The sequence below is a fragment of the Streptomyces sp. NPDC021096 genome (assembly GCF_040641275.1).
Taxonomy (GTDB): domain Bacteria; phylum Actinomycetota; class Actinomycetes; order Streptomycetales; family Streptomycetaceae; genus Streptomyces.
Window position 1 is genome coordinate 429,254 of the sequence record NZ_JBFADG010000001.1, and the last position, 17,695, is coordinate 446,948.

Below are 17,695 nucleotides of genomic sequence, written 5' to 3' on the forward strand. Positions count from 1 at the left end.
ACTTGCCGGGGGAATGCGGTGGGTGTCACCAGCAAGGGGCCACCTGGGTGGGGCACGGACGACAGCAGATTGCGAGCCACGGTGCGGAAGAAGCGGCTTCGCGGCGGCAAGCGCGAACAGCAGACCACAGGAGTGCCGGAGCGCACCGCCCGCGTACGCAACCGGCTCGTCGCCTCCGTCGCCGTCGTCTCCCTCGCGGCCCTCGGCGCGAGCGCCTTCGGCATCGCCGACGCCATACGCGACCTCGGCGACTCCCGGCACCTGGCCGCCCTCGCCAAGACCGGCAGCGGCGCCGTCGCGCTCGCCCACTCCCTGGCCGACGAGCGCGACGCCATGACCGAGTACGTGGCCGGCGGCCGCGGCGGCGCGCCCTCCTTCGCCGGCGGCGTGTCCGAGGACCAGCGCACCCGCGTGGACCGGCAGATCGCGGAGTTCGCCCCCGGCGCGCCCGACTCCCTGCGACGGCGCCTGGACGACCTGCCCGAGGTCCGCCGCCGCGCCCTGGCCGGCCCCGGCGACGCCCTCGCCGCCTTCACCGCCTACACGGCCACCATCCAGGCGCTCCACGGCCTCGCCGCCGGCCTCACCCACCGGCTGCCCTCGCGCGCCCAGTCGGGTGAAGCCGTGGCCCTGCCCGCGCTCGGGCGCGCCGTCGAGGAGGCCTCCGCCACCCGCGGCCTGGTCCTCGCCGCGCTCGCCGCCCGCGGCACCCAGGCACAGCTCGCCCTGACGGCCCAGCAGACCGGCCTGCGGGAGCGGGCCGCGCTCGCCGACTTCCGCCAGCTCGCCCCCGCCGGGCTGCGCGAGGAGTACGCCCGTACGGTCAGCGGCCCCCAGGTCACCGCCGCCGAGGCCCGGCTGGAGCGGCTGTCGGTCCGGCCGCAGCCCACGGCGGCGGAAGTGGAGCGGCCCGGGCCCGTACGGGCGGAGCTGACCGCCCGCATCGACCAGCTGCGCGGCCTGGAATCCGGGCTGACCACGGAGGAGATGGCCCGGCTCGCGGGGCTGCGCGCCCACGACATCACCGCCCTGGAGGTGCGCGGCGCCCTCGCCGTCCTGGCGTTCCTGCTCGTGCTCGGCACCGGCGTCCAGACGGCGCGCTCCGTGACCCGCCCGCTGGCCGCCCTCCGGCTCGGGGTGCGCCGGGTGTGCGCCGACCCGGTGGCCAAGGAACAGGTCTCCTTCCGCGGCCGCGACGACGAGTTCGCCGAGGTCGCCCGGTCGGTCAACGTGCTGCACGGCACCGTCGTACGGCTGCGCGAGCGCATCTGCCTCCTCGAGGGCGAGCGCAACCGCCTCGACGTGGCCCGGCAGGACCTCGCCGACGAGCGGGACGCGCTGCGCGGCAAGTTCCAGGAGCTCACCGAGCGGATGGCCGGGCTCTCCGGCCGGGTGCACGCCACCTTCGTCAGCCTCTCGAGGCGCACCCTCGGCCTCGTCGAGCAGCAGCTGACCGTCATCGAGTCCATGGAGGCCCACGAGGCGGACCCCGACCGCCTGGAAGTCCTCTTCAAGCTCGACCACCTCGCCACCCGCATGCGCCGCCACAACGAGAACCTGCTGGTCCTCGCCGGTTCCGAGCCCCGCAGCGGACACTCCGGCGCCGTACCGCTGCTCGACGTCCTGCGCGCCGCCGTCAGCGAGATCGAGCGGTACGAACGGGTGCGCATCCACTCCCTGCCCGCGCGCGCCCAGCTCGTGGGCTTCGCCGCCGACGGCGTGAGCCACCTGGTGGCCGAGCTGCTGGAGAACGCGACGGCCTTCTCCCCGCCGGACGTCCAGGTCCAGGTCTCCGGCTGGCTGCTGGAGAACGGCGAGGTCATGCTCTCCATCCAGGACGAGGGCATCGGCATGGCCCCCGAGCGGCTGGACGAGCTCAACGCCCTGCTGGCGGAGGCCGACCCGGACCCCCTGCGCACGCAGAGCGGCGAGCGCGGCGAGCCCGTCATGGGCCTCGGCCTGTACGTGGTCGCGCGGCTCGCCGCCCGGCACGGGGTCCGGGTGCAGCTGCGCGAGCAGCGGCCGGGCGGCATCACCGCCGTCGTCGTGCTGCCCGGGCAGCTGCTCTCCGCCGAGCACCCCGCCGTCTCCGACCCCGCCACCGCGCCCCCCGTCCCGGGCGCGGCGCGCACCGCCCCCCACGGCGACCTGCCGGGCGCCGTCGCCGAGGCCAACTCCCACCACCTGCCCGGCCGCGCCCCCTACCCCACGGCGCCGGCGCCCGTACCGGGCCCGCGGCGGCACGCGCCCTGGGTCGGGCAGGACGAACAGACCATCGAGCTCACCACGGTGCGCCGGCCCGCCCCGGACCGGGCCGAGCCGCGCACCGACCCCGGCCGCCACGCCCGGCAGGCCGCCCCGCCACCGCCCCGCACCCCCCGCCCCGAGCCGCTGCGCCCCGAGCCCCCGCGTCCGGAAGCCCGGCGCCCGGAGGCCGTGCGGCCCGAGCCGCTGCGCCCCGAGGCGAGGCCGGAGCCCGCCCCCGGCCCGGGCACCGTCACCGGCAACGGCCTGCCCAGGCGGACCCCCAGGGTCGTCGCGCAGAAGCCCGTACCGCTGAGCGTGCGCCAGGGCGTGGACGCGGAGGCGCTGCGCCGCAAGCTCTCGGGCTTCCAGCAGGGCGCACGGGAGGGCCGGCGCGAGGTCGAGGCGGAGCTGACGGGGCTTGACCGAGGTACTGATCGGAACCGAGCGGGGGCGCCGGACGAGGGCGGCCCTGTCGAGGAGGCACGCGGTTGACTGCATTTTCCCAGGGGGCGACGCCTGTAACCCCCGTTGGCACCACGGGCGTCACTGCCTATGGGGTGAGCGATGAGGCCCGCAATCTGCACTGGCTGTTGACCGACCTGGTCGAGGAGGTGCCGGGCGTGCTGTCCGTCGCCGTCGTCTCCTCCGACGGGCTGCTGCTGCTCTCGTCGTCCCCGGAGCACTCGAGGCCGCCCGGCATCCCCGGCGCCCCGGGCGCCGTCGGGCCGGGGTCGGAGGGGCCGCGCGGCTCCACCGCCGACCTCGCCACGATCGTCGCCGGGCTGGGCAGCCTGACCACGGGCGCGGCGACGCTGATGGACGGCGGCGCGGTCAAGCAGACGATGGTCGCGATGGACGGCGGCGGGCTGTTCGTCATGACCATCAGCGACGGCTCGCTGCTGGGTGTCCACACCGCCCCCGACTGCGACATGGGCATCGTCGCGTACCACATGGCACTGTTCGTGGGCCGGGCCGGACACGTCCTGACCCCCGAACTCCGCCGCGAGCTCCGTCAGTCGGTGGAGGCCGTCAGATGAGCGCCGCAGCTCCCCGGCTGTGTCCGCCCGTCGGCCCCGCGCCGGCGCTCAGGACCGCGCGGGTACGCCCGTACTCGCTCACCGGCGGGTGCACGCGCCTGGGGCACCTCCTGCTCGTGGAGACCTTCGTGGCGGCCCCGCCCGCCGAAGGGCGCGACGCGCCGCCGGAGCCGCCCTCCGGCGGGCTGGCCTCGCGCGTACTGCCCGAGGTGCGCGCCATCGTCGGACTGTGCCGCCGGCTGCGGTCGGTCGCCGAGGTCGCCGCCCTGCTGAAGATGCCGCTGGGCGTCGTGCGGGTCCTCCTCGGCGACCTGGCCGACCAGGGAAGGATCCGCGTCTACGGCACCGGGCACGCCACCGGCCGGCCCGACCGCGCGCTGCTCGAAAGGGTGCTGAGTGGACTACGCAGGCTCTGACACGGCGGCGGCCCGCGGGTCCGCCGCGGACCGGGCGCCTTGCTGGCAGACCGACCTGACCCGGGCCCCCGCCGCCACCAAGATCGTCATCGCCGGGGGCTTCGGCGTCGGCAAGACCACCTTCGTCGGCTCCGTCTCCGAGATCACCCCGCTGCGCACCGAAGCGATCATGACGACCGCGGGGGAGGGCGTGGACGACCCCGCGGCCGTTCCGGGGAAGTCGACGACCACGGTCGCCATGGACTTCGGGCGCATCACCCTCGAGGCCGACCTGGTGCTCTACCTCTTCGGCACCCCCGGCCAGAAGCGGTTCTGGTTCATGTGGGACGACGTGGTGCGCGGCGCCATCGGCGCGATCGTGCTGGTCGACACCCGGCGGCTGGCCGACTGCTTCCCGGCCCTGGACTACTTCGAGAGCGGCGGCCTGCCCTACGTCGTGGCCGTCAACCACTTCGAGGGCGCGCACCGCCACACCCCCGAGGCGGTGCGCGAGGCGCTGGCCCTCGCCCCGGACGTACCGGTCGTGTCCATGGACGCCCGGCAGCGGATCACGGTCGTCGAGACGCTGCTGACCCTGGTCGGCCGGGCCCTCGAGGTCAACCCCGCGTGAACACCGAACGGAGGCGAGCACACCCGTGCGACGGATTCTCATAGTCGGGGCCGGCCAGTCCGGACTCCAGCTGGCCCTGGGCCTGCAGGCCAAGGGCTACGACGTGACGGTCATGTCCAACCGGACGGCCGAGGAGATCCGCTCCGGGCGGGTCATGTCCACCCAGATCATGTTCCGCACGGCCCTGCGCTACGAGCGCGAACTGGGCCTCAACTTCTGGGAGGGCCTCGCGCCCCGCGTCGAGGGCCTCGGCATCTCGGTGGCCGGCTCCGTCGCCGGCGTGGCCGGCGTCCAGCGCCCCGTCGACTGGGTCGGCCGGCTCGACGGCTACGCCCAGTCCGTCGACCAGCGCGTGAAGATGGCCGGCTGGCTGGACGCCTTCGCCGAGCGCGGCGGCCGGCTCGTCGTCCACGGCGCGGCCGTCTCCGACCTGGACTTCCTCGCCCCCCGCTACGACCTGGTGCTCGTCGCGGCGGGCAAGGGCGAACTGGTCTCGCTCTTCGCCCGCGACCCGGCCCGTTCCCCCTACGCCGCCCCGCAGCGCTCCCTCGCCCTCGCCTACGTCCACGGCCTGGGCCCGCGCGCCGAGCACCCGGAGTACGAGGCCGCCCGCTGCAACCTCGTGCCGGGCGTCGGCGAGCTCTGGGTCATCCCCACCCTCACCACGTCCGGCCGGGCGGACATCCTCTTCTGGGAGGGCGTGCCCGGCGGGCCCCTGGACGTCTTCCACGACATCGACGGCCCCGGCGAACACCTCGCCCGCACCCTGGAGCTGCTGGAGCGGTTCGTGCCCTGGGAGTACGGGCGGGCCACCGCGGTCGAGCTGACCGACGCCCACGCCACGCTGGCCGGGCGCTACGCCCCGACCGTCCGCGATCCCGTCGGCCGGCTGCCCTCGGGCGGGCTGGTCCTCGGCGTGGCGGACGCCGTCGTCGTCAACGACCCGCTGACCGGCCAGGGCTCCAACTCGGCCGCCAAGTGCGCCGCCTCCTACCTCGCCTCCATCCTGGAGCGGGGCGAGGAGCCCTTCGACGCGGACTGGATGCGGACGGCCTTCGAACGGTACTGGGCGTCCGCCCGGCATGTGACCCGGTGGACCAACGCCATGCTGGCGCCGCAGGCCGGGCACGTGCGCGGTCTCCTCGGCGCGGCGAGCGGCCTGCAGCGGGTGGCGGACCGCTTCGCCAACGGCTTCGACGACCCCTCGGACTTCGAGGACTACTTCTTCGAGGAGGCCAAGGCGCAGGCGTACGTCGCCGAGGCGGCGGTGGCCGCCGGCTGAGGCCCGCGGGCGGGGCGGCCGCCGCCTAGAACCCCGGTGCGTCCGCCGATCCGTAGCCGGTGTCCGCCCCGGCGTCCGCGTCGTCGGGCAGCTCGGGGAGCACGTAGGAGTCCATCGGGGCCTGGTCCGCGTCCGGCCGCACCGCGCCGAGCAGCGGGTTGGCGGCGATGGGGGATACCTTGACGCGGGCGCCGGGCCTGGGCGCCTGTATGACCAGGCCGTTGCCGATGTAGAGGGCCACGTGGGTGGCGTCCTCGAAGTACAGGACGAGGTCGCCGGGGCGCAACTCGCTCAGGGGCACCCTGGGCAGCGACTTCCACTGCTCCTGGCTGGTGCGCGGGATCGTGTCGCCCGCGTGGGCCCAGGCCTGGGAGGTGAGGCCCGAGCAGTCGAAGGAGTCCGGCCCCGCCGCGCCCCATACGTAGGGCTTGCCGAGCTGCCGGAAGGCGTACGCCAGCGCCTTGCCGCCGTCCCTGGAGGGGGCCTGGGGGCCGCCGAGCGCACCGGAGGCGAGCAGTCTGCGCTGGGCGGCGCGGGTGCCGCGCAGTTCCAGCCGGTGGAGCTCGGCGAGCTGGGCGGGGGTCAGCGCGGCCAGCACCCCCTCGACCTCGGCGAGCTTGCGCCGGACGGTGTCCCGCTGCTTCTTGCGGTCGGCGGCGAGGGTCTGCTGGGCGCCCAACGCCTCACGGGCCCGGGAGGCGAGGGCCGCGGCCCGGCGCTCGCCGTCGGAGAGCCGGTCGACGGTGCCGGCCCGGCGTCCCGCGGCGCGGGTGATCTCATGGCCGCGGTCCAGCGCCCGCCGTGGGTCGGCGCTGAGCAGGAACTCCACATACGGGGACAGGGGGCTGCCCCCGGCCCCGCGGTACTGCTCGCGGGCGAGCCTGCCCGCGTCGTTGCGGCTGCCGGTCAGCGCGAGCCGGGCCTCGGCCAGGTCCTCGTTGAGCCGGTCGGCCTCGGCGCGCTTCTCCTTGAGCTTCTCCTCGGTGGCGTTGTAGGTCTCGGTGGCCTCCTCGGCCTTCCGGTAGAGCATCCGGAGCCGGTCCAGCAGTGCGCTGACCGAGCGGTCGGGCGGGCCGGCGGGCGCCGCGCCCGCCGTCGGCGCGGGCACGGCGAGCGTGGTGCCCGCCAGCAGCGCCGCCGTGCAGACCATGCGCACGAACCGTCCTGACACAGGTTCACCTCCGGTAGCGGGCCGTGATCGGGCCCTTGCGGAGGATCGTGCCACGCGCAGTATGACTAACAGGGGCGCTGTGGGTGAAACCGCCCAATGTGCTGCACTCTTCGGTTGACCGGCCGTCACCCGTGTGGCGGCTAGTGCTCCTGAGGACCGCGAGGCGGGCGGGTCCAGGGCCACCGGAGCCGGCCGGCCCCGGCCTGCCCCTCGGGGTCGTAGACGTACTTCCACCCCTTGGGAAGCCCGAGCCGGCGCGTCAGGGCCGCCGGGACCCGCCGGTAGACGAGCACGGTCGGCGCCCCGCCGTCCTCCAGCGGCGGCACCGGGACCTCGTAGACCTTGGGGGGCAGGCCGTTGTGGCCCACGAGCACGGGCAGCACGCGCCCGTCCAGGGGCCCGCCCTCGAAGGGCGTCTCTTCGCTTCTCACGGTGCCCAGTGTCCGTCAGTGCCGCCCGCCCCGCGGGATCAGGTGCCGTGGACGGGGCTCCGGGGCGCCGCGACGCCGGTGCCGGGCGGCCGGAGCAGGTGTCCGGCGTCCGCGACGACCGGTGCGACGCGGCGGGCCAGGTCGCCCACGCGGCCCTCGGCCGGCTCCAGGGCGAGCGCCGCACGGGCCGTCCGCGCGGTCTGCGGGTCGCTCGCCGCCGTGGCCGTCAGCAGCGCCACGAAGTGGTCGACCAGCCAGTCCCGCAGCTCCTCCAGCGGCGGCCGCTTCCCCTCGTCCAGCCAGATCAGCGAGGCCGCCTCCACGGCCGTGATCCACGTCCGCACCATCATGCGCAGCCGCACCCCCGGATCGGGCACCGCGAGGTGCTTGAGGATCTGCGCGGCGGCGGCCCTGCGCACCTCGTCGACGATGGCGCCCGTACGGGAGGTCTCCGCGACGCTGCCGCCCTGCAGCAGTGCGCTGAAGCCCGCGTCGTGCTCGTCGACGAAGGCCAGGTAGCGGTCCAGAGCGGCGGCGAGCCGGCCGGCGAGGGGGCCGGTCTGCGGCTCGGCGAAGCACAGCTCGAGGTCGTCGGCGGCGCTGCGCAGGGCGGCCTCGTACAGCTGCGGCTTGCCGCCGGGGAAGTAGCGGTAGACCAGGGGCCGGGAGACGCGGGCGGCGGCCGCGACGTCGTCGAGGGAGACGCCCTCGGGCGCGCGGTGGGCGAAGAGCCCGAGTGCCGTGGCGATCAGCTGGGCGCGGCGCTCGTGGACGCTGAGCCTGCGGTAGGAGGCGGTTCCGCTGCCGGTCATGGACGGCAGGGTAACCGGCCCCCGTCTCAGGCCAGCAGGCCGGAGCTCCTCCACAGCCGCCGGCCGACGCCCCGCAGCACCCCGATCTCGTCGAGGAAGTCCGTCAGGCGCCGGGCGCCGGTCTGCATCACCTCGCGGCGGTGGGCGCTGGCCCTGACCTGGGCCACGGCCTCGCGGCGGTCGAGGCCGACGTCGGTGTAGACCTGGGGATTGACGAAGGCGACCGAGAAGACGCGGGCCGCCTCGCCCGCGCTGACGCGCGTCAGCTCCCGCTCCCAGCGCGGGCTGGAGGTCATCTGGCGCCGTAACTCCTCGCGTGCGTAGCGCACATGGCGGGCCTCCTCCACGACGTGGATGCGGGTGACGCCGCGCACCAGGGGCTGGACGCGGTCGTCGGGGAAGGTCAGGCGCTGCATGTGGTCGAGGATCTCCTCGCCGAGGAGGGTGCAGGCGAAGGAGCCCGGCGTGGTGGAGACGGTCTTCAGGACGCGCGCCAGATTGTGGTGCAGCCGGCCCACGGGGTAGGCGGGGGCGCCGCCGTGCCGGATCATGCGGGCGAACATCTTCGAGTGCCGGCACTCGTCGGCTATCTCGGTCAGCGCGTAACGGACGTGCGCGCTGGTGACGGGCTTGTCGTAGATGTGACGGACCAGCAGCTGCATCAGGATGATCTCGAACCAGATGCCCAGGGACGCGAGTGCGGCGGCCTCGTGCCGGGCCAGCTCCATGCGCTGCTCCTGCGGCATCCGCCGCCACATCGGGGTGTCGTAGAGGGAGACGAGCTCCGGCGGCCAGTACCACTTGCCGGGCTCGGGGGGCGCGTCCCAGTCGAGTTCGGCGTCGGGGTCGAAGGAGTGCTTCGCCGAGGAGTCGAGCAACCGCTCGGCGACGCGCTCACGGTCCTTGAGCGGGCCGAGCGCGTCCTGGAGCCGGAGCGGGTGTCCATCAGGCGCGGTCGTCATGGCCGATTCCACCTCATGTTCGAGTTACCCGGGGTAAGTTCTTATGAGACCGCTTGTCAACAAGACCCGTCAAGGGTTGCGGCATCCGACCCCGTACGGGTGATTGACCCCCGGTGAACGTCCGTGTGAGCCTGCCAATCACCCGTGCATGTACGTCGGCAAGGGACAGGAGAGGTCCATGACGACCCATGAGCTCTACACCCAGGCCCCCGACGGCACCGTCTGGGAGGTGCCGGCCAGCGGCGCCGCCCGCTTCGGCTGGGACTACGACGACGGCCGTGAACGGCTCCTCGCCCTCTACCAGAAGGGCAAGGACAAGCAGTGGGACTCCGCCAAGCGCATCGACTGGGACCAGGAGGTCGACCCCTACGACCCCCTCGGCGTGCCCGACGAGAACCTCGTCGTCCACGGCACCCCCTACTGGACCAAGATGAGCGAGGCCGACAAGCGCGAGCTGCGCCGGCACTACGCCTCCTGGCAGTTCAGCCAGTTCCTGCACGGCGAACAGGGCGCCCTGGTCTGCGCGAGCCGCATCGTGGAGTCCGTGCCCGATCTGGACGCGAAGTTCTACTCCGCTACCCAGGCCATGGACGAGGCCCGGCACGTGGAAATCTACAGCCGATTCCTGCACGAGAAGATCGGAATGCTCTATCCGGTCAACCCCAACCTTCAGTCGCTCTTGGACGACACCCTGCGCGACTCCCGCTGGGACATGCCCTATCTGGGCATGCAGGTGTTGATCGAGGGACTCGCCCTGGCCGCCTTCGGAATGCTGCGTGATTCGACCCAAAAACCTCTTCCGAAACAGATCCTCGCCTATGTGATGCAGGACGAGGCGCGCCATGTCGCTTTCGGCCGGATGGCGTTGAGGGACTACTACAAGCAACTTTCGGACGCCGAACTCCGCGAGCGCGAGGAGTTCGTGATCGAGGGCTGCTATCTGATGCGTGACCGGCTGCGCGGCGAGGAGGTGCTGGCCGGGTTCGGCATCCCGGCCGCCGAGGCCGAGGAGCTGAGCGAGCGGTCCGCATACCTCCAGATTTTCCGGAAGTTGCTGTTCAGCAGGATCGTGCCGTGCGTGAGGGATATCGGCCTGTGGGGCGAAAGGCTCCAGCGGGCCTACGCCGACATGGGGGTGTTCGAGATGGGGGATGCGAATCTCGATCAACTCATGGCCCAGGACGAGGAGATCGCCGAGGAGCTCGACGCCCGTCGATTCGCCGAAGAGGAAGCCGCCCGCAAGGCCGAGATCGCCGAGGTGATCGGGGAAACGGTCGCGGAAGCGTAACAGTAGTGCGCTAATCGGGGTCTTTACATGGACCCGGTGCCTGTCCTGTCTGAATTCTGTGAGCAATGGCGCGTTGCGGAACGTCGTGCGATAGGCGGCCGTCTACGCGGGCAGGGAGCAACACCGGTGCGCGAGGGGGTGTGGGAAGTCCATGGCTCGACTGACTGCCCAGAGGCGGCACATCGCGATCGCAGCAGGAGGGGTACTGGCACTGGCCGGAGTGATATCGGGGACCGTGGCGGTGGCCACGGAGGACACCGGCGGCAGGGATCCGTTCACCCAGGGGCCGGTGCTGCCGGGCCCCGACGACAAAGGGCGGACGGGCACGTCGCCGTCGGGCAAGGGGCCGGGCCCCGACCCCGGCCCCTCCGGGCCCGTCTCGGCGGAGCTCGGGCACGAGACCGAGCGCGGCGGCAAGAGCGTGGCCCTCACCATCGACGACGGCCCCGACCCGAAATGGACCCCCCAGACGCTCGCCGTGCTCAAGCAGCACGGCATCAAGGCCACGTTCTGCATGATCGGACCGTCGGCCAAGGCCTATCCGGGGCTCGTCAAGCAGGTCGTCGCCGACGGCCACCGCCTGTGCGACCACTCGGTCGACCACAACACCGCGATGGACAAGAGGTCGGAGGACTATCAGAAGCAGCAGGTCCTCGACGCACAGAAGATGATCGAGGACGTGGCGGGCGGCGGCGTGAAGGTGCGCTACTACCGCGCGCCCGGCGGCGCGTTCACCCCGTACAGCCGCCAGGTCGCGGCGGCGGCGGGCATGCGGCCGCTGGGCTGGAGCATCGACACCCACGACTGGCAGCGGCCGGGCGTGGACCGCATCGTCGAAACGGTCAAGCGCGAGATCGCCAACGGCCCCGTCATCCTGCTCCACGACGGAGGAGGGGAGCGCAGCCAGAGCGTCGAGGCCCTGGCGCGCTGCATCACCTGGCTCAAGGAGCAGGGGTACGGATTCGACTTCCCGAAGATCTGAGCAGCGCCCCGGGCCGGGCGCCCGGCCATCCGGTGTCCGGTGTTCCGGCCTCCGGGGCGGCGAGAGGAGGAAAGGCGAGGGCCAGCAGCGGCGCGGCGCACTGCCGGCCCGAGACGGTGAGACGGAAGCCCCGCGGTACATAGAGGACTTCGCCCTTGTGCAGCCGCATGCGCAAGGGGTCCGGGCGCTCCGGCGGCTGGACGCCGCAGTCGCAGCCGCGGTCGACCGGGACGATCAGCAGATCGCCGTCGGCCGTGATCCGCCGGCCGGGCGGGCCGGGCGGGGCGCAGGTGTAGAAGGCGGTCACGGGGCGTTCGAGCGCGCCGCCCAGGAAGCCGGCCAGCGGTTCGGCTTCCTGGCCCGCGGGGACCGGCTCGCCCCGGGCCGGTGCGGCCGCCGCGGCGATCCGGGCCGCGGCCCGCGTGGCGAGGCCGTCGAGGAGGCCGGCCGGCTCGGTCTCCGGCCACACCAGGGCGGCGCTGTGCCCCCGGTGCACCGACAGGGCCAGCGCGATGTCCCCGGCGTACGTGCGGATGTCCCCGCCCGTGACGTCGGCGTTGTGCATGGGCCCCCTCCGGCCGGTCGGCACACCTGGGAGGATCCTCCCTGGCCCGGGCCGGGGGTGCCAGTCACGAATTCACGGTCCCGTGACGGGCCCTTCACGCACCGGCCGTCCCCCGGGCGCCCGCCGGACCCTTCTGCTCCGCTTCGTCGGCCCCGGTCAGGCCGGCGCGGGCGGCCAGGATGCCGGCCTGGAAGCGGCTCTCCGCGCCGAGGGTCTCCATGATGTCCGCGATGTGGCGGCGCGTCGTGCGCAGCGACATGCCCAGCCTGCGGGCGATCGACTCGTCCTTCAGGCCGGCCGCCAGCAGCCGCACGATCGTCAGGTCCACCTCCTTGGCGACGCGTTCGAGCCCGTCCTGGCCGGCCTCCGAGAACGGCGTGGCATGGGTCCAGGTCTGCTCGAAGATCTCGCAGAGGTAGGCGACGACGGACGGCTCCCGGATGGCCACGGCGCCCCAGGTGCCGAGGCGGTCGGGGATGAACGCCAGCTCGCGGTCGAAGATGATGATCCGCCCGAACAGCTCGTGCGCGGTGCGGTACTCCGCCCCCAGCGCCGAGGCCGCGGCCACGTAGGCCTGGCTGGGCCCGTTGAACCGGGCGGTGTGGTGGTAGAGCGTACGGATGCGGATGCCGCGCTCCAGCAGCGCGGTGTCACGGGCGAGGGCCTCGGTCATGGCCTCCGGGTCGCGGGTGCCGCCCGGCTGGACGGTCGTCATCTCCGTACGGCACTCGGCGGAGGCCCGGTTGAGGGCGGCCCGCACCTCCTCCAGGCTGGGGATGACCTCCAGGGCGCCGGGGGAGGCCTCGGCGCGGCCGCGCAGGAAGCGCTCCCGCAGCCGCTCGAAGTCGTCGCGCACGCGCTGCAGGCGCAACTGGTCCTGGTGGATCGACTCCTGCAGCGGAGCGGTCAGCGCGGTGACGACCGCGTCGGGGTCGACGGCGCGGGCCCGGGCGTGCGGGCCGGTCGCGGCCCCCGCCGTCCGGCCGGCCGGGGCCTCGGGGATCACCAGCCGAAGGGCCGTCAGTTTCTCGAGTGCGGCCCGGGTATCGTCGGGGCTGAGCCCCAGGTCGGCGGCTGCGCGCAGCGGGTCGGCGCTGTGGTGGTCGAGCACCCAGCCGTAGACGGCGGTCTCGTTCTCGCCGAGAGGGGCCGGGCCGTGGGCTGTCGATGAGGTGTCAGAGTCGCGATCGTCGCATATGTTCATACTCATTCCCTGCTCGCCTTGCTGCCAGACAGCTTGGTGATCCGTTCCATGCGTGGTGGTACGGCCGGGAATCCGGCAAGCTGTCCCCTGCCGGCCAGGCCCCCCACCACGGGACGCCCCGCACCCGGACCACTGTGCGGATCTTAACGACGAATGCCCGTAATAGCGGTCAACTGAAGGCGCCCGTGCCCCTCGAGGAAGGCAGGAAGACAGGATGAGTCAAGGGATACCGCAGGCTCTGGCGGTGCTCTCCGAGCGGGAGCTGGAGGTGCTGGGCCACCTCGCGGACGGCCACACCTACGCCGCCATCGCCCGCCGCATGGGGGTGAGCGCCCACACCGTCGACACCTACCTGCGTCGTATCCGCGGCAAGACCGGCATCCGCAACCGCACCCAGCTCGCCCTCCTCGCCGCCTCCTTCGGCCGCCCCCACCCGACCGCGCCGGCGGCGGCGTCGCCGCTGGCCTCGATGCCGCGCCTGGCCGCCTGGCCGCCGCGTACGGGTCCCGACATCACGTGACTTGAGGGGCGCCTGCGGGGGCAGAAAACTCTCTCTTATCCACCGTCTCGAGAGAGGGACCGAATGCTCCGTGGTCCATGCCGTCCGTTCGCCGAGGCCGCTCGGTGACCCCCCTCGCCCTGAACGCCTCCCGGGTCCTGGCCGACCCGAAGGCCCCCGCCTGGGCGGCGGACACCGCCCGCTGGGCCCGCGACGAACTGGGCAGCCCCGTACCCGCCCTCGGCCGCCCCGGCACGCTGTGCCCGTACATGCCCAAGGCGCTGCGTGAGGAGCGCGTCGAACTCCTCGAATGCCCCCTGCCCGGCCTGAGCGCCGCCGACCTGACGACGCATCTGAAGCGCGCCGCCCGGGAGTTCGCCGAGGAGGCCGGCCGTCTCGAGCCGGCGGAGGCGCTGCTCAGCTGCCGCATCGTGGTCTACACCGCGCTGGCCGTGCCGGACCGGGTACTGACCGAGGTGCGCCGCCGGGTGAAGCCGCTCCTGCTTGCCCAGGGCCTGACGACCGGCGAGTTCTTCCCGGAGAACGACGACAGGAGCGTGCGCAACGCCACCGTGCCGATCGCCCGGTCGCCCTGGCCGGCCCTCGTCCTGCGACACTCCACCCCGCACGACCGGATCTTCCTCGCCGACCAGCCGGAGCTCTACCGGCTCTTCCGCGAGGCGGGCCCGGGCGTAGCCGCCACGGCGGCGTAACCAATCACCCCTGATGCCCTACTTGGGGATACTTTATCCCCCATTCCCTTTCGTGCACGGCAGTTTGGTGACATACGTGATCACTGGCCGCCGGGCCGCACGCCCCGCATAGTGGTTCTGCCGGCCGCGACCGGCGCACCTCCACACCCCGCGATACAAGAGGACCCCATGAAGCGCATCGCCGCCCTGGTCACCGCCGCCGTCGCCGCGGCCCTCCTCGCCGTGGCCGTCACCCCCGGCCACGAGGCGGCAACCGCCGGGACCACCCAGGCGAGCGCGGTTTCCCTGCACGTCGTGGCCGCCCCGGCGCCCCACCGCCCGGGCAACCCCGACAGCAGCTGGGGCGGCTGACCTCCCCCCCACAGCCGCCCACCCGAGGCCCCGGCCGTCGAACCCCCCAATCGACGGCCGGGGCCCCACCATGCGCCCGTGCCCCTTCGGACCCGCGAAGCTCCGCACATGCAAAAGACCCCGCCTCCAGCATCTCTGCTGGCGGCGGGGTCTTCCGGCACTTCAATCGAAGTGCCCCCGGCAGGATTCGAACCTGCGCACACGGCTCCGGAGGCCGTTGCTCTATCCCCTGAGCTACGGGGGCGTGTCATCCGCTCGTTCGCGGCGACGGAAAGAACATTACCAGCTCCCGGGGGGTGTGCGGCAACGGTGATCGAAAACTGGCCGGTGGTCGCCCGGGTGGGGTGGAAGTGGGGAAAAGCCGGACGCGGGAAGGGGGGCGCGCCTACTCTCGGGTTGTGCCTGGCTTGTCCGGCCGGGTCCTTGTTGTGGACGACAACAAGGTCATCCGGCAGTTGATCAGGGTCAACCTCGAGCTCGAAGGCTTCGAGGTCGTGACCGCGGCCGATGGTGCCGAGTGCCTGGAGATCGTGCACCGGGTACGGCCCGACCTGGTGACCCTCGACGTCGTCATGCCCCGGCTCGACGGACTGCGCACGGCCGCCCGGCTGCGGGCCGACGCGCGGACGCGGGACATACCGATCGCGATCATCAGCGCCTGCACCCAGCCGGAGACGGAGAGCGGGTGGACCGCCGGAGTGGACGCTTTTTTGGCCAAGCCCTTCGAGCCCTCGGAGATGGTCCGCCTCGTACGGCGGCTCATGCGCCGCCATGGGGGAGAAGGGGAGGAAGGGGTGCCGGAAGCCATGGCGCCCGGGGAGGCCGGGCCGGTCGTCCGTCCCGCTGGGTGAAACCTGTTCGCGGAGCGGGCCCCCCTCTCCCCTAGGCTTGCCCTGTGACCCCCGCCGATCTCTCCCGCACCGTGTTGCACACCGTGCGCCGCGCCGTCGAGGCCGACGAGCTGCGCGCCACCGTGCCGGCGCGGGTCAGCGTGCGGGTGCCGCCCCGGCCGGGATGCGGGGACTACGCCACCAACGTCGCCCTCCGGCTCGCCAAGGAGAGCGGACGCCCCGCCCGGGAGATCGCCGAGGTGCTGCGCCGCCGGCTGGCCGCCGAGCCGGGCATCGCCCGCGTCGACATCGCCGAACCCGGGTTCCTCAACATCACGGTCGAGGGCGCCGTCGGCGGGCGGATCGTGGCGGAGGTGCTGGGCGGCACGCTGCGGGGCGAGCCCTACGACCTGCGGCCCGGCCCCGCGCTCGTGGAGCGGCTCGGATCCGACGCCGCCCGCTGGAGCCTGCTCTGCCCGCCCGGTCTCGACCGGGACCTGCTGCTCGTCCAGCGCGAGAGCAACCCCCTCTTCCGCGTCCGCTACGCCCACGCCCGTACCCACGCCCTCGTCCGCAACGCCCGTGACCTGGGCTTCACGGCCGACGCCGCCGGCGAGAGCGCCGACGAGTGCGCCGGCCCCCTCCTCGCCGCGCTCGCCGACCACGCCCGCGTCGGCTCCACGCGCGCCCCCGAGCGGCTCGCCCGGCACCTCGAGCGGACCGCCGACGCCTATCTGCGGTGGCAGGCCGACTGTCCCGTGCTGCCCCGCGGGGACGAGAAACCCTCGGTCGTCCACCGCGCCCGCCTGGCCCTCGCCGAGGCCACGGGCAAGGTGCTCGCTGACGGCCTGCACCAGCTCGGCATCACCGCACCCGCACATCTGTAAAAGGGGATCGCCACCATGAGCCGCTCCGCCCACCCCGCCGGGCCCCGTTACGCCGACGTCCTTCCCGAGGGGCATTACACCGCGCCGCCCGCCGACCTCAACGCGCTCGACGCGCGCGTGTGGTCCCGTACCGTCGACCGCGACGCCGAGGGCGTCGTCACCGTCGGCGGGATCGGCGTCAAGCAGCTCGCCGAGGAGTTCGGGACGCCGGCCTACTTCCTCGACGAGGACGACTTCCGCGCACGCTGCCGCGCCTGGCGCGACGCCTTCGGGCCCGACGCCGACGTCTTCTACGCGGGCAAGGCCTTCCTCTCCCGGGCCATCGTGCGCTGGCTGCACGAGGAGGGCCTCAACCTCGACGTCTGCTCGGCCGGCGAGCTGGCCACCGCCCTCGACGCCGGCATGCCCGCCGAGCGCATCGCCCTGCACGGCAACAACAAGTCCACCGAGGAGATCACCCGCGCCGTCGAGGCGGGCGTCGGGCGGATCGTCCTCGACTCCTTCCAGGAGATCGTGCGCGTCGCGCACATCGCCGAGCGGCTCGGCAAGCGCCAGCGCGTACAGATCCGGGTGACCGTCGGCGTCGAGGCGCACACCCATGAGTTCATCGCCACCGCCCACGAGGACCAGAAGTTCGGCCTTCCGCTCGCCGGCGGACAGGCGGCCGAGGCCGTGCGGCGGGCGCTGAAGCTCGACGGGCTGGAGCTCATCGGCATCCACTCCCACATCGGTTCGCAGATCTTCGACACGTCCGGCTTCGAGGTCGCGGCCCACCGCGTCGTCAAGCTGCTCGCCGAGGTCCGCGACGAGCACGGCATCGAGCTGCCCGAGATCGACCTGGGCGGCGGCCTCGGCATCGCGTACACCCCCGACGACGACCCGCGCGAGCCGCGCGAGATCGCCGCCGCCCTGCGCGACATCGTCACCCGCGAGTGCGCGGTCGCCGGACTCGCCGTGCCGAGGATCTCCGTCGAGCCCGGCCGCGCGATCGTCGGCCCGACCGCCTTCACGCTCTACGAGGTGGGCACCCTCAAGGAACTGCCGGGCCTGCGGACGTACGTCAGCGTCGACGGCGGCATGTCCGACAACATCCGTACCGCGCTGTACGACGCCGAGTACTCCGTCGCGCTGGCCTCCCGCACCTCCACCGCCGAGCCGATGCTCACGCGTGTCGTCGGCAAGCACTGCGAGTCCGGTGACATCGTCGTACGCGACGCCTTCCTGCCCGCCGACCTCGCGCCCGGCGACCTGCTGGCCGTCCCGGCCACCGGCGCCTACTGCCGGTCGATGGCGAGCAACTACAACCACGCACTGCGGCCCCCGGTCGTCGCCGTGCGGGACGGCGCGGCACGCGTGATCGTCCGACGGGAGACGGAAGAAGACCTTCTCCGTCTCGACGTCGGCTGAC

Annotated in this window: 19 protein-coding genes and 1 tRNA gene; 13 read left to right on the forward strand and 7 right to left on the reverse strand. The window is 73.4% G+C overall.

Going from position 1 to position 17,695, the window contains the following annotated elements:
• Positions 1 to 69 precede the first annotated feature (69 nt).
• From AB0G59_RS01990 to AB0G59_RS02010, 5 genes are read left to right on the forward strand one after another with little or no spacing between them, the layout of a single operon-like run.
• The gene (locus tag AB0G59_RS01990) at positions 70 to 2,739 is read left to right on the forward strand and encodes a nitrate- and nitrite sensing domain-containing protein (RefSeq protein WP_360906969.1); all 2,670 of its coding nucleotides are present in this window, start codon (positions 70 to 72) and stop codon (positions 2,737 to 2,739) included.
• On the forward strand, positions 2,736 to 3,284 hold the full coding sequence (locus AB0G59_RS01995; protein WP_360906971.1) for a roadblock/LC7 domain-containing protein: 549 nt from the start codon (positions 2,736 to 2,738) through the stop codon (positions 3,282 to 3,284). Before AB0G59_RS01990 ends, AB0G59_RS01995 begins: the two co-directional genes overlap by 4 nt.
• Positions 3,281 to 3,700 (forward strand): DUF742 domain-containing protein, encoded by a 420-nt coding sequence (locus tag AB0G59_RS02000; RefSeq protein ID WP_360906973.1) that lies wholly within the window; start codon positions 3,281 to 3,283, stop codon positions 3,698 to 3,700. Before AB0G59_RS01995 ends, AB0G59_RS02000 begins: the two co-directional genes overlap by 4 nt.
• 55 nt (positions 3,701 to 3,755) lie before the next feature.
• Positions 3,756 to 4,310, forward strand: a complete 555-nt coding sequence (locus AB0G59_RS02005; protein WP_360907554.1) for an ATP/GTP-binding protein — start codon at positions 3,756 to 3,758, stop codon at positions 4,308 to 4,310.
• Positions 4,311 to 4,335: 25 nt separating this feature from the next.
• Complete coding sequence (locus AB0G59_RS02010; protein ID WP_360906975.1) at positions 4,336 to 5,592, forward strand: styrene monooxygenase/indole monooxygenase family protein; 1,257 nt, start codon at positions 4,336 to 4,338, stop codon at positions 5,590 to 5,592.
• A 25-nt stretch (positions 5,593 to 5,617) separates the two neighbouring features.
• Here AB0G59_RS02010 and AB0G59_RS02015 read toward each other — a convergent pair whose 3' ends face one another.
• From AB0G59_RS02015 to AB0G59_RS02030, 4 genes are all read right to left on the reverse strand, one after another.
• Entirely contained in the window at positions 5,618 to 6,763 is a 1,146-nt protein-coding gene (locus AB0G59_RS02015; protein ID WP_360906977.1) for a C40 family peptidase, read from the reverse strand.
• A 140-nt stretch (positions 6,764 to 6,903) separates the two neighbouring features.
• Positions 6,904 to 7,194 (reverse strand): hypothetical protein, encoded by a 291-nt coding sequence (locus AB0G59_RS02020; protein ID WP_360906979.1) that lies wholly within the window; start codon positions 7,192 to 7,194, stop codon positions 6,904 to 6,906.
• A gap of 38 nt (positions 7,195 to 7,232) precedes the next feature.
• Positions 7,233 to 8,006, reverse strand: coding sequence for a TetR/AcrR family transcriptional regulator (locus AB0G59_RS02025; RefSeq protein WP_360906981.1), 774 nt, complete (start codon positions 8,004 to 8,006; stop codon positions 7,233 to 7,235).
• Between the two features lie 26 nt (positions 8,007 to 8,032).
• Positions 8,033 to 8,968, reverse strand: a complete 936-nt coding sequence (locus tag AB0G59_RS02030) for a diiron oxygenase (protein ID WP_360906983.1) — start codon at positions 8,966 to 8,968, stop codon at positions 8,033 to 8,035.
• Positions 8,969 to 9,146: 178 nt separating this feature from the next.
• On the opposite strand from AB0G59_RS02030, the gene AB0G59_RS02035 reads away from it, so the two are divergent.
• Both AB0G59_RS02035 and AB0G59_RS02040 read left to right on the forward strand, forming a co-directional pair.
• Positions 9,147 to 10,256 carry a ferritin-like domain-containing protein gene (locus tag AB0G59_RS02035; protein ID WP_360906985.1) on the forward strand — a complete coding sequence of 370 codons (1,110 nt, stop codon included), beginning with the start codon at positions 9,147 to 9,149 and terminating at the stop codon, positions 10,254 to 10,256.
• Positions 10,257 to 10,407: 151 nt separating this feature from the next.
• Positions 10,408 to 11,238, forward strand: a complete 831-nt coding sequence (locus AB0G59_RS02040) for a polysaccharide deacetylase family protein (protein ID WP_360906987.1) — start codon at positions 10,408 to 10,410, stop codon at positions 11,236 to 11,238.
• Here AB0G59_RS02040 and AB0G59_RS02045 read toward each other — a convergent pair.
• Both AB0G59_RS02045 and AB0G59_RS02050 read right to left on the reverse strand, forming a co-directional pair.
• A complete protein-coding gene (locus AB0G59_RS02045) occupies positions 11,198 to 11,803 on the reverse strand; it encodes a hypothetical protein (protein WP_360906989.1) in 606 nt (201 codons plus the stop codon). The genes AB0G59_RS02040 and AB0G59_RS02045 overlap by 41 nt on opposite strands.
• A 94-nt stretch (positions 11,804 to 11,897) precedes the next feature.
• A complete protein-coding gene (locus tag AB0G59_RS02050; protein ID WP_360906991.1) occupies positions 11,898 to 13,013 on the reverse strand; it encodes a helix-turn-helix transcriptional regulator in 1,116 nt (371 codons plus the stop codon).
• 208 nt (positions 13,014 to 13,221) lie between these two features.
• Here AB0G59_RS02050 and AB0G59_RS02055 point away from each other — a divergent pair, with 208 nt between their 5' ends.
• The 3 genes from AB0G59_RS02055 to AB0G59_RS02065 all read left to right on the forward strand — a co-directional run bounded on the left by AB0G59_RS02055 (position 13,222) and on the right by AB0G59_RS02065 (position 14,570).
• Positions 13,222 to 13,527, forward strand: a complete 306-nt coding sequence (locus AB0G59_RS02055; protein WP_360906993.1) for a helix-turn-helix transcriptional regulator — start codon at positions 13,222 to 13,224, stop codon at positions 13,525 to 13,527.
• A 104-nt stretch (positions 13,528 to 13,631) separates the two neighbouring features.
• Positions 13,632 to 14,219, forward strand: a complete 588-nt coding sequence (locus AB0G59_RS02060; protein WP_360906995.1) for a DUF6875 domain-containing protein — start codon at positions 13,632 to 13,634, stop codon at positions 14,217 to 14,219.
• Positions 14,220 to 14,387: 168 nt separating this feature from the next.
• Positions 14,388 to 14,570, forward strand: a complete 183-nt coding sequence (locus tag AB0G59_RS02065) for a hypothetical protein (protein WP_360906997.1) — start codon at positions 14,388 to 14,390, stop codon at positions 14,568 to 14,570.
• A 172-nt stretch (positions 14,571 to 14,742) separates the two neighbouring features.
• On the opposite strand, the gene AB0G59_RS02070 is transcribed toward AB0G59_RS02065, so the two are convergent.
• Positions 14,743 to 14,814, reverse strand: a tRNA-Arg gene (locus tag AB0G59_RS02070).
• A gap of 106 nt (positions 14,815 to 14,920) precedes the next feature.
• Here AB0G59_RS02070 and AB0G59_RS02075 point away from each other — a divergent pair.
• The 3 genes from AB0G59_RS02075 to lysA are packed head-to-tail and all read left to right on the forward strand — an operon-like array spanning position 14,921 to position 17,694.
• The gene (locus AB0G59_RS02075) at positions 14,921 to 15,421 is read left to right on the forward strand and encodes a response regulator (RefSeq protein WP_360906999.1); all 501 of its coding nucleotides are present in this window, start codon (positions 14,921 to 14,923) and stop codon (positions 15,419 to 15,421) included.
• 44 nt (positions 15,422 to 15,465) lie between these two features.
• A complete protein-coding gene (gene nrtL / locus AB0G59_RS02080) occupies positions 15,466 to 16,287 on the forward strand; it encodes an ArgS-related anticodon-binding protein NrtL (protein WP_360907001.1) in 822 nt (273 codons plus the stop codon).
• Positions 16,288 to 16,302: 15 nt separating this feature from the next.
• Positions 16,303 to 17,694 carry a diaminopimelate decarboxylase gene (gene lysA / locus AB0G59_RS02085; RefSeq protein ID WP_360907003.1) on the forward strand — a complete coding sequence of 464 codons (1,392 nt, stop codon included), beginning with the start codon at positions 16,303 to 16,305 and terminating at the stop codon, positions 17,692 to 17,694.
• Position 17,695: the final 1 nt, after the last annotated feature.

Bases quoted from the DNA above. Each gene is read 5' to 3' on its own strand.
- AB0G59_RS02000 (WP_360906973.1), top strand. From the start codon at position 3,281: ATGAGCGCCGCAGCTCCCCGGCTGTGTCCGCCCGTCGGCCCCGCGCCG.
- AB0G59_RS02025 (WP_360906981.1), bottom strand. From the start codon at position 8,006: ATGACCGGCAGCGGAACCGCCTCCTACCGCAGGCTCAGCGTCCACGAG.
- AB0G59_RS02030 (WP_360906983.1), bottom strand. From the start codon at position 8,968: ATGACGACCGCGCCTGATGGACACCCGCTCCGGCTCCAGGACGCGCTC.
- AB0G59_RS02035 (WP_360906985.1), top strand. From the start codon at position 9,147: ATGACGACCCATGAGCTCTACACCCAGGCCCCCGACGGCACCGTCTGG.
- AB0G59_RS02040 (WP_360906987.1), top strand. From the start codon at position 10,408: ATGGCTCGACTGACTGCCCAGAGGCGGCACATCGCGATCGCAGCAGGA.
- AB0G59_RS02045 (WP_360906989.1), bottom strand. From the start codon at position 11,803: ATGCACAACGCCGACGTCACGGGCGGGGACATCCGCACGTACGCCGGG.
- AB0G59_RS02050 (WP_360906991.1), bottom strand. From the start codon at position 13,013: ATGAGTATGAACATATGCGACGATCGCGACTCTGACACCTCATCGACA.
- AB0G59_RS02055 (WP_360906993.1), top strand. From the start codon at position 13,222: ATGAGTCAAGGGATACCGCAGGCTCTGGCGGTGCTCTCCGAGCGGGAG.
- AB0G59_RS02065 (WP_360906997.1), top strand. From the start codon at position 14,388: ATGAAGCGCATCGCCGCCCTGGTCACCGCCGCCGTCGCCGCGGCCCTC.
- lysA (WP_360907003.1), top strand. From the start codon at position 16,303: ATGAGCCGCTCCGCCCACCCCGCCGGGCCCCGTTACGCCGACGTCCTT.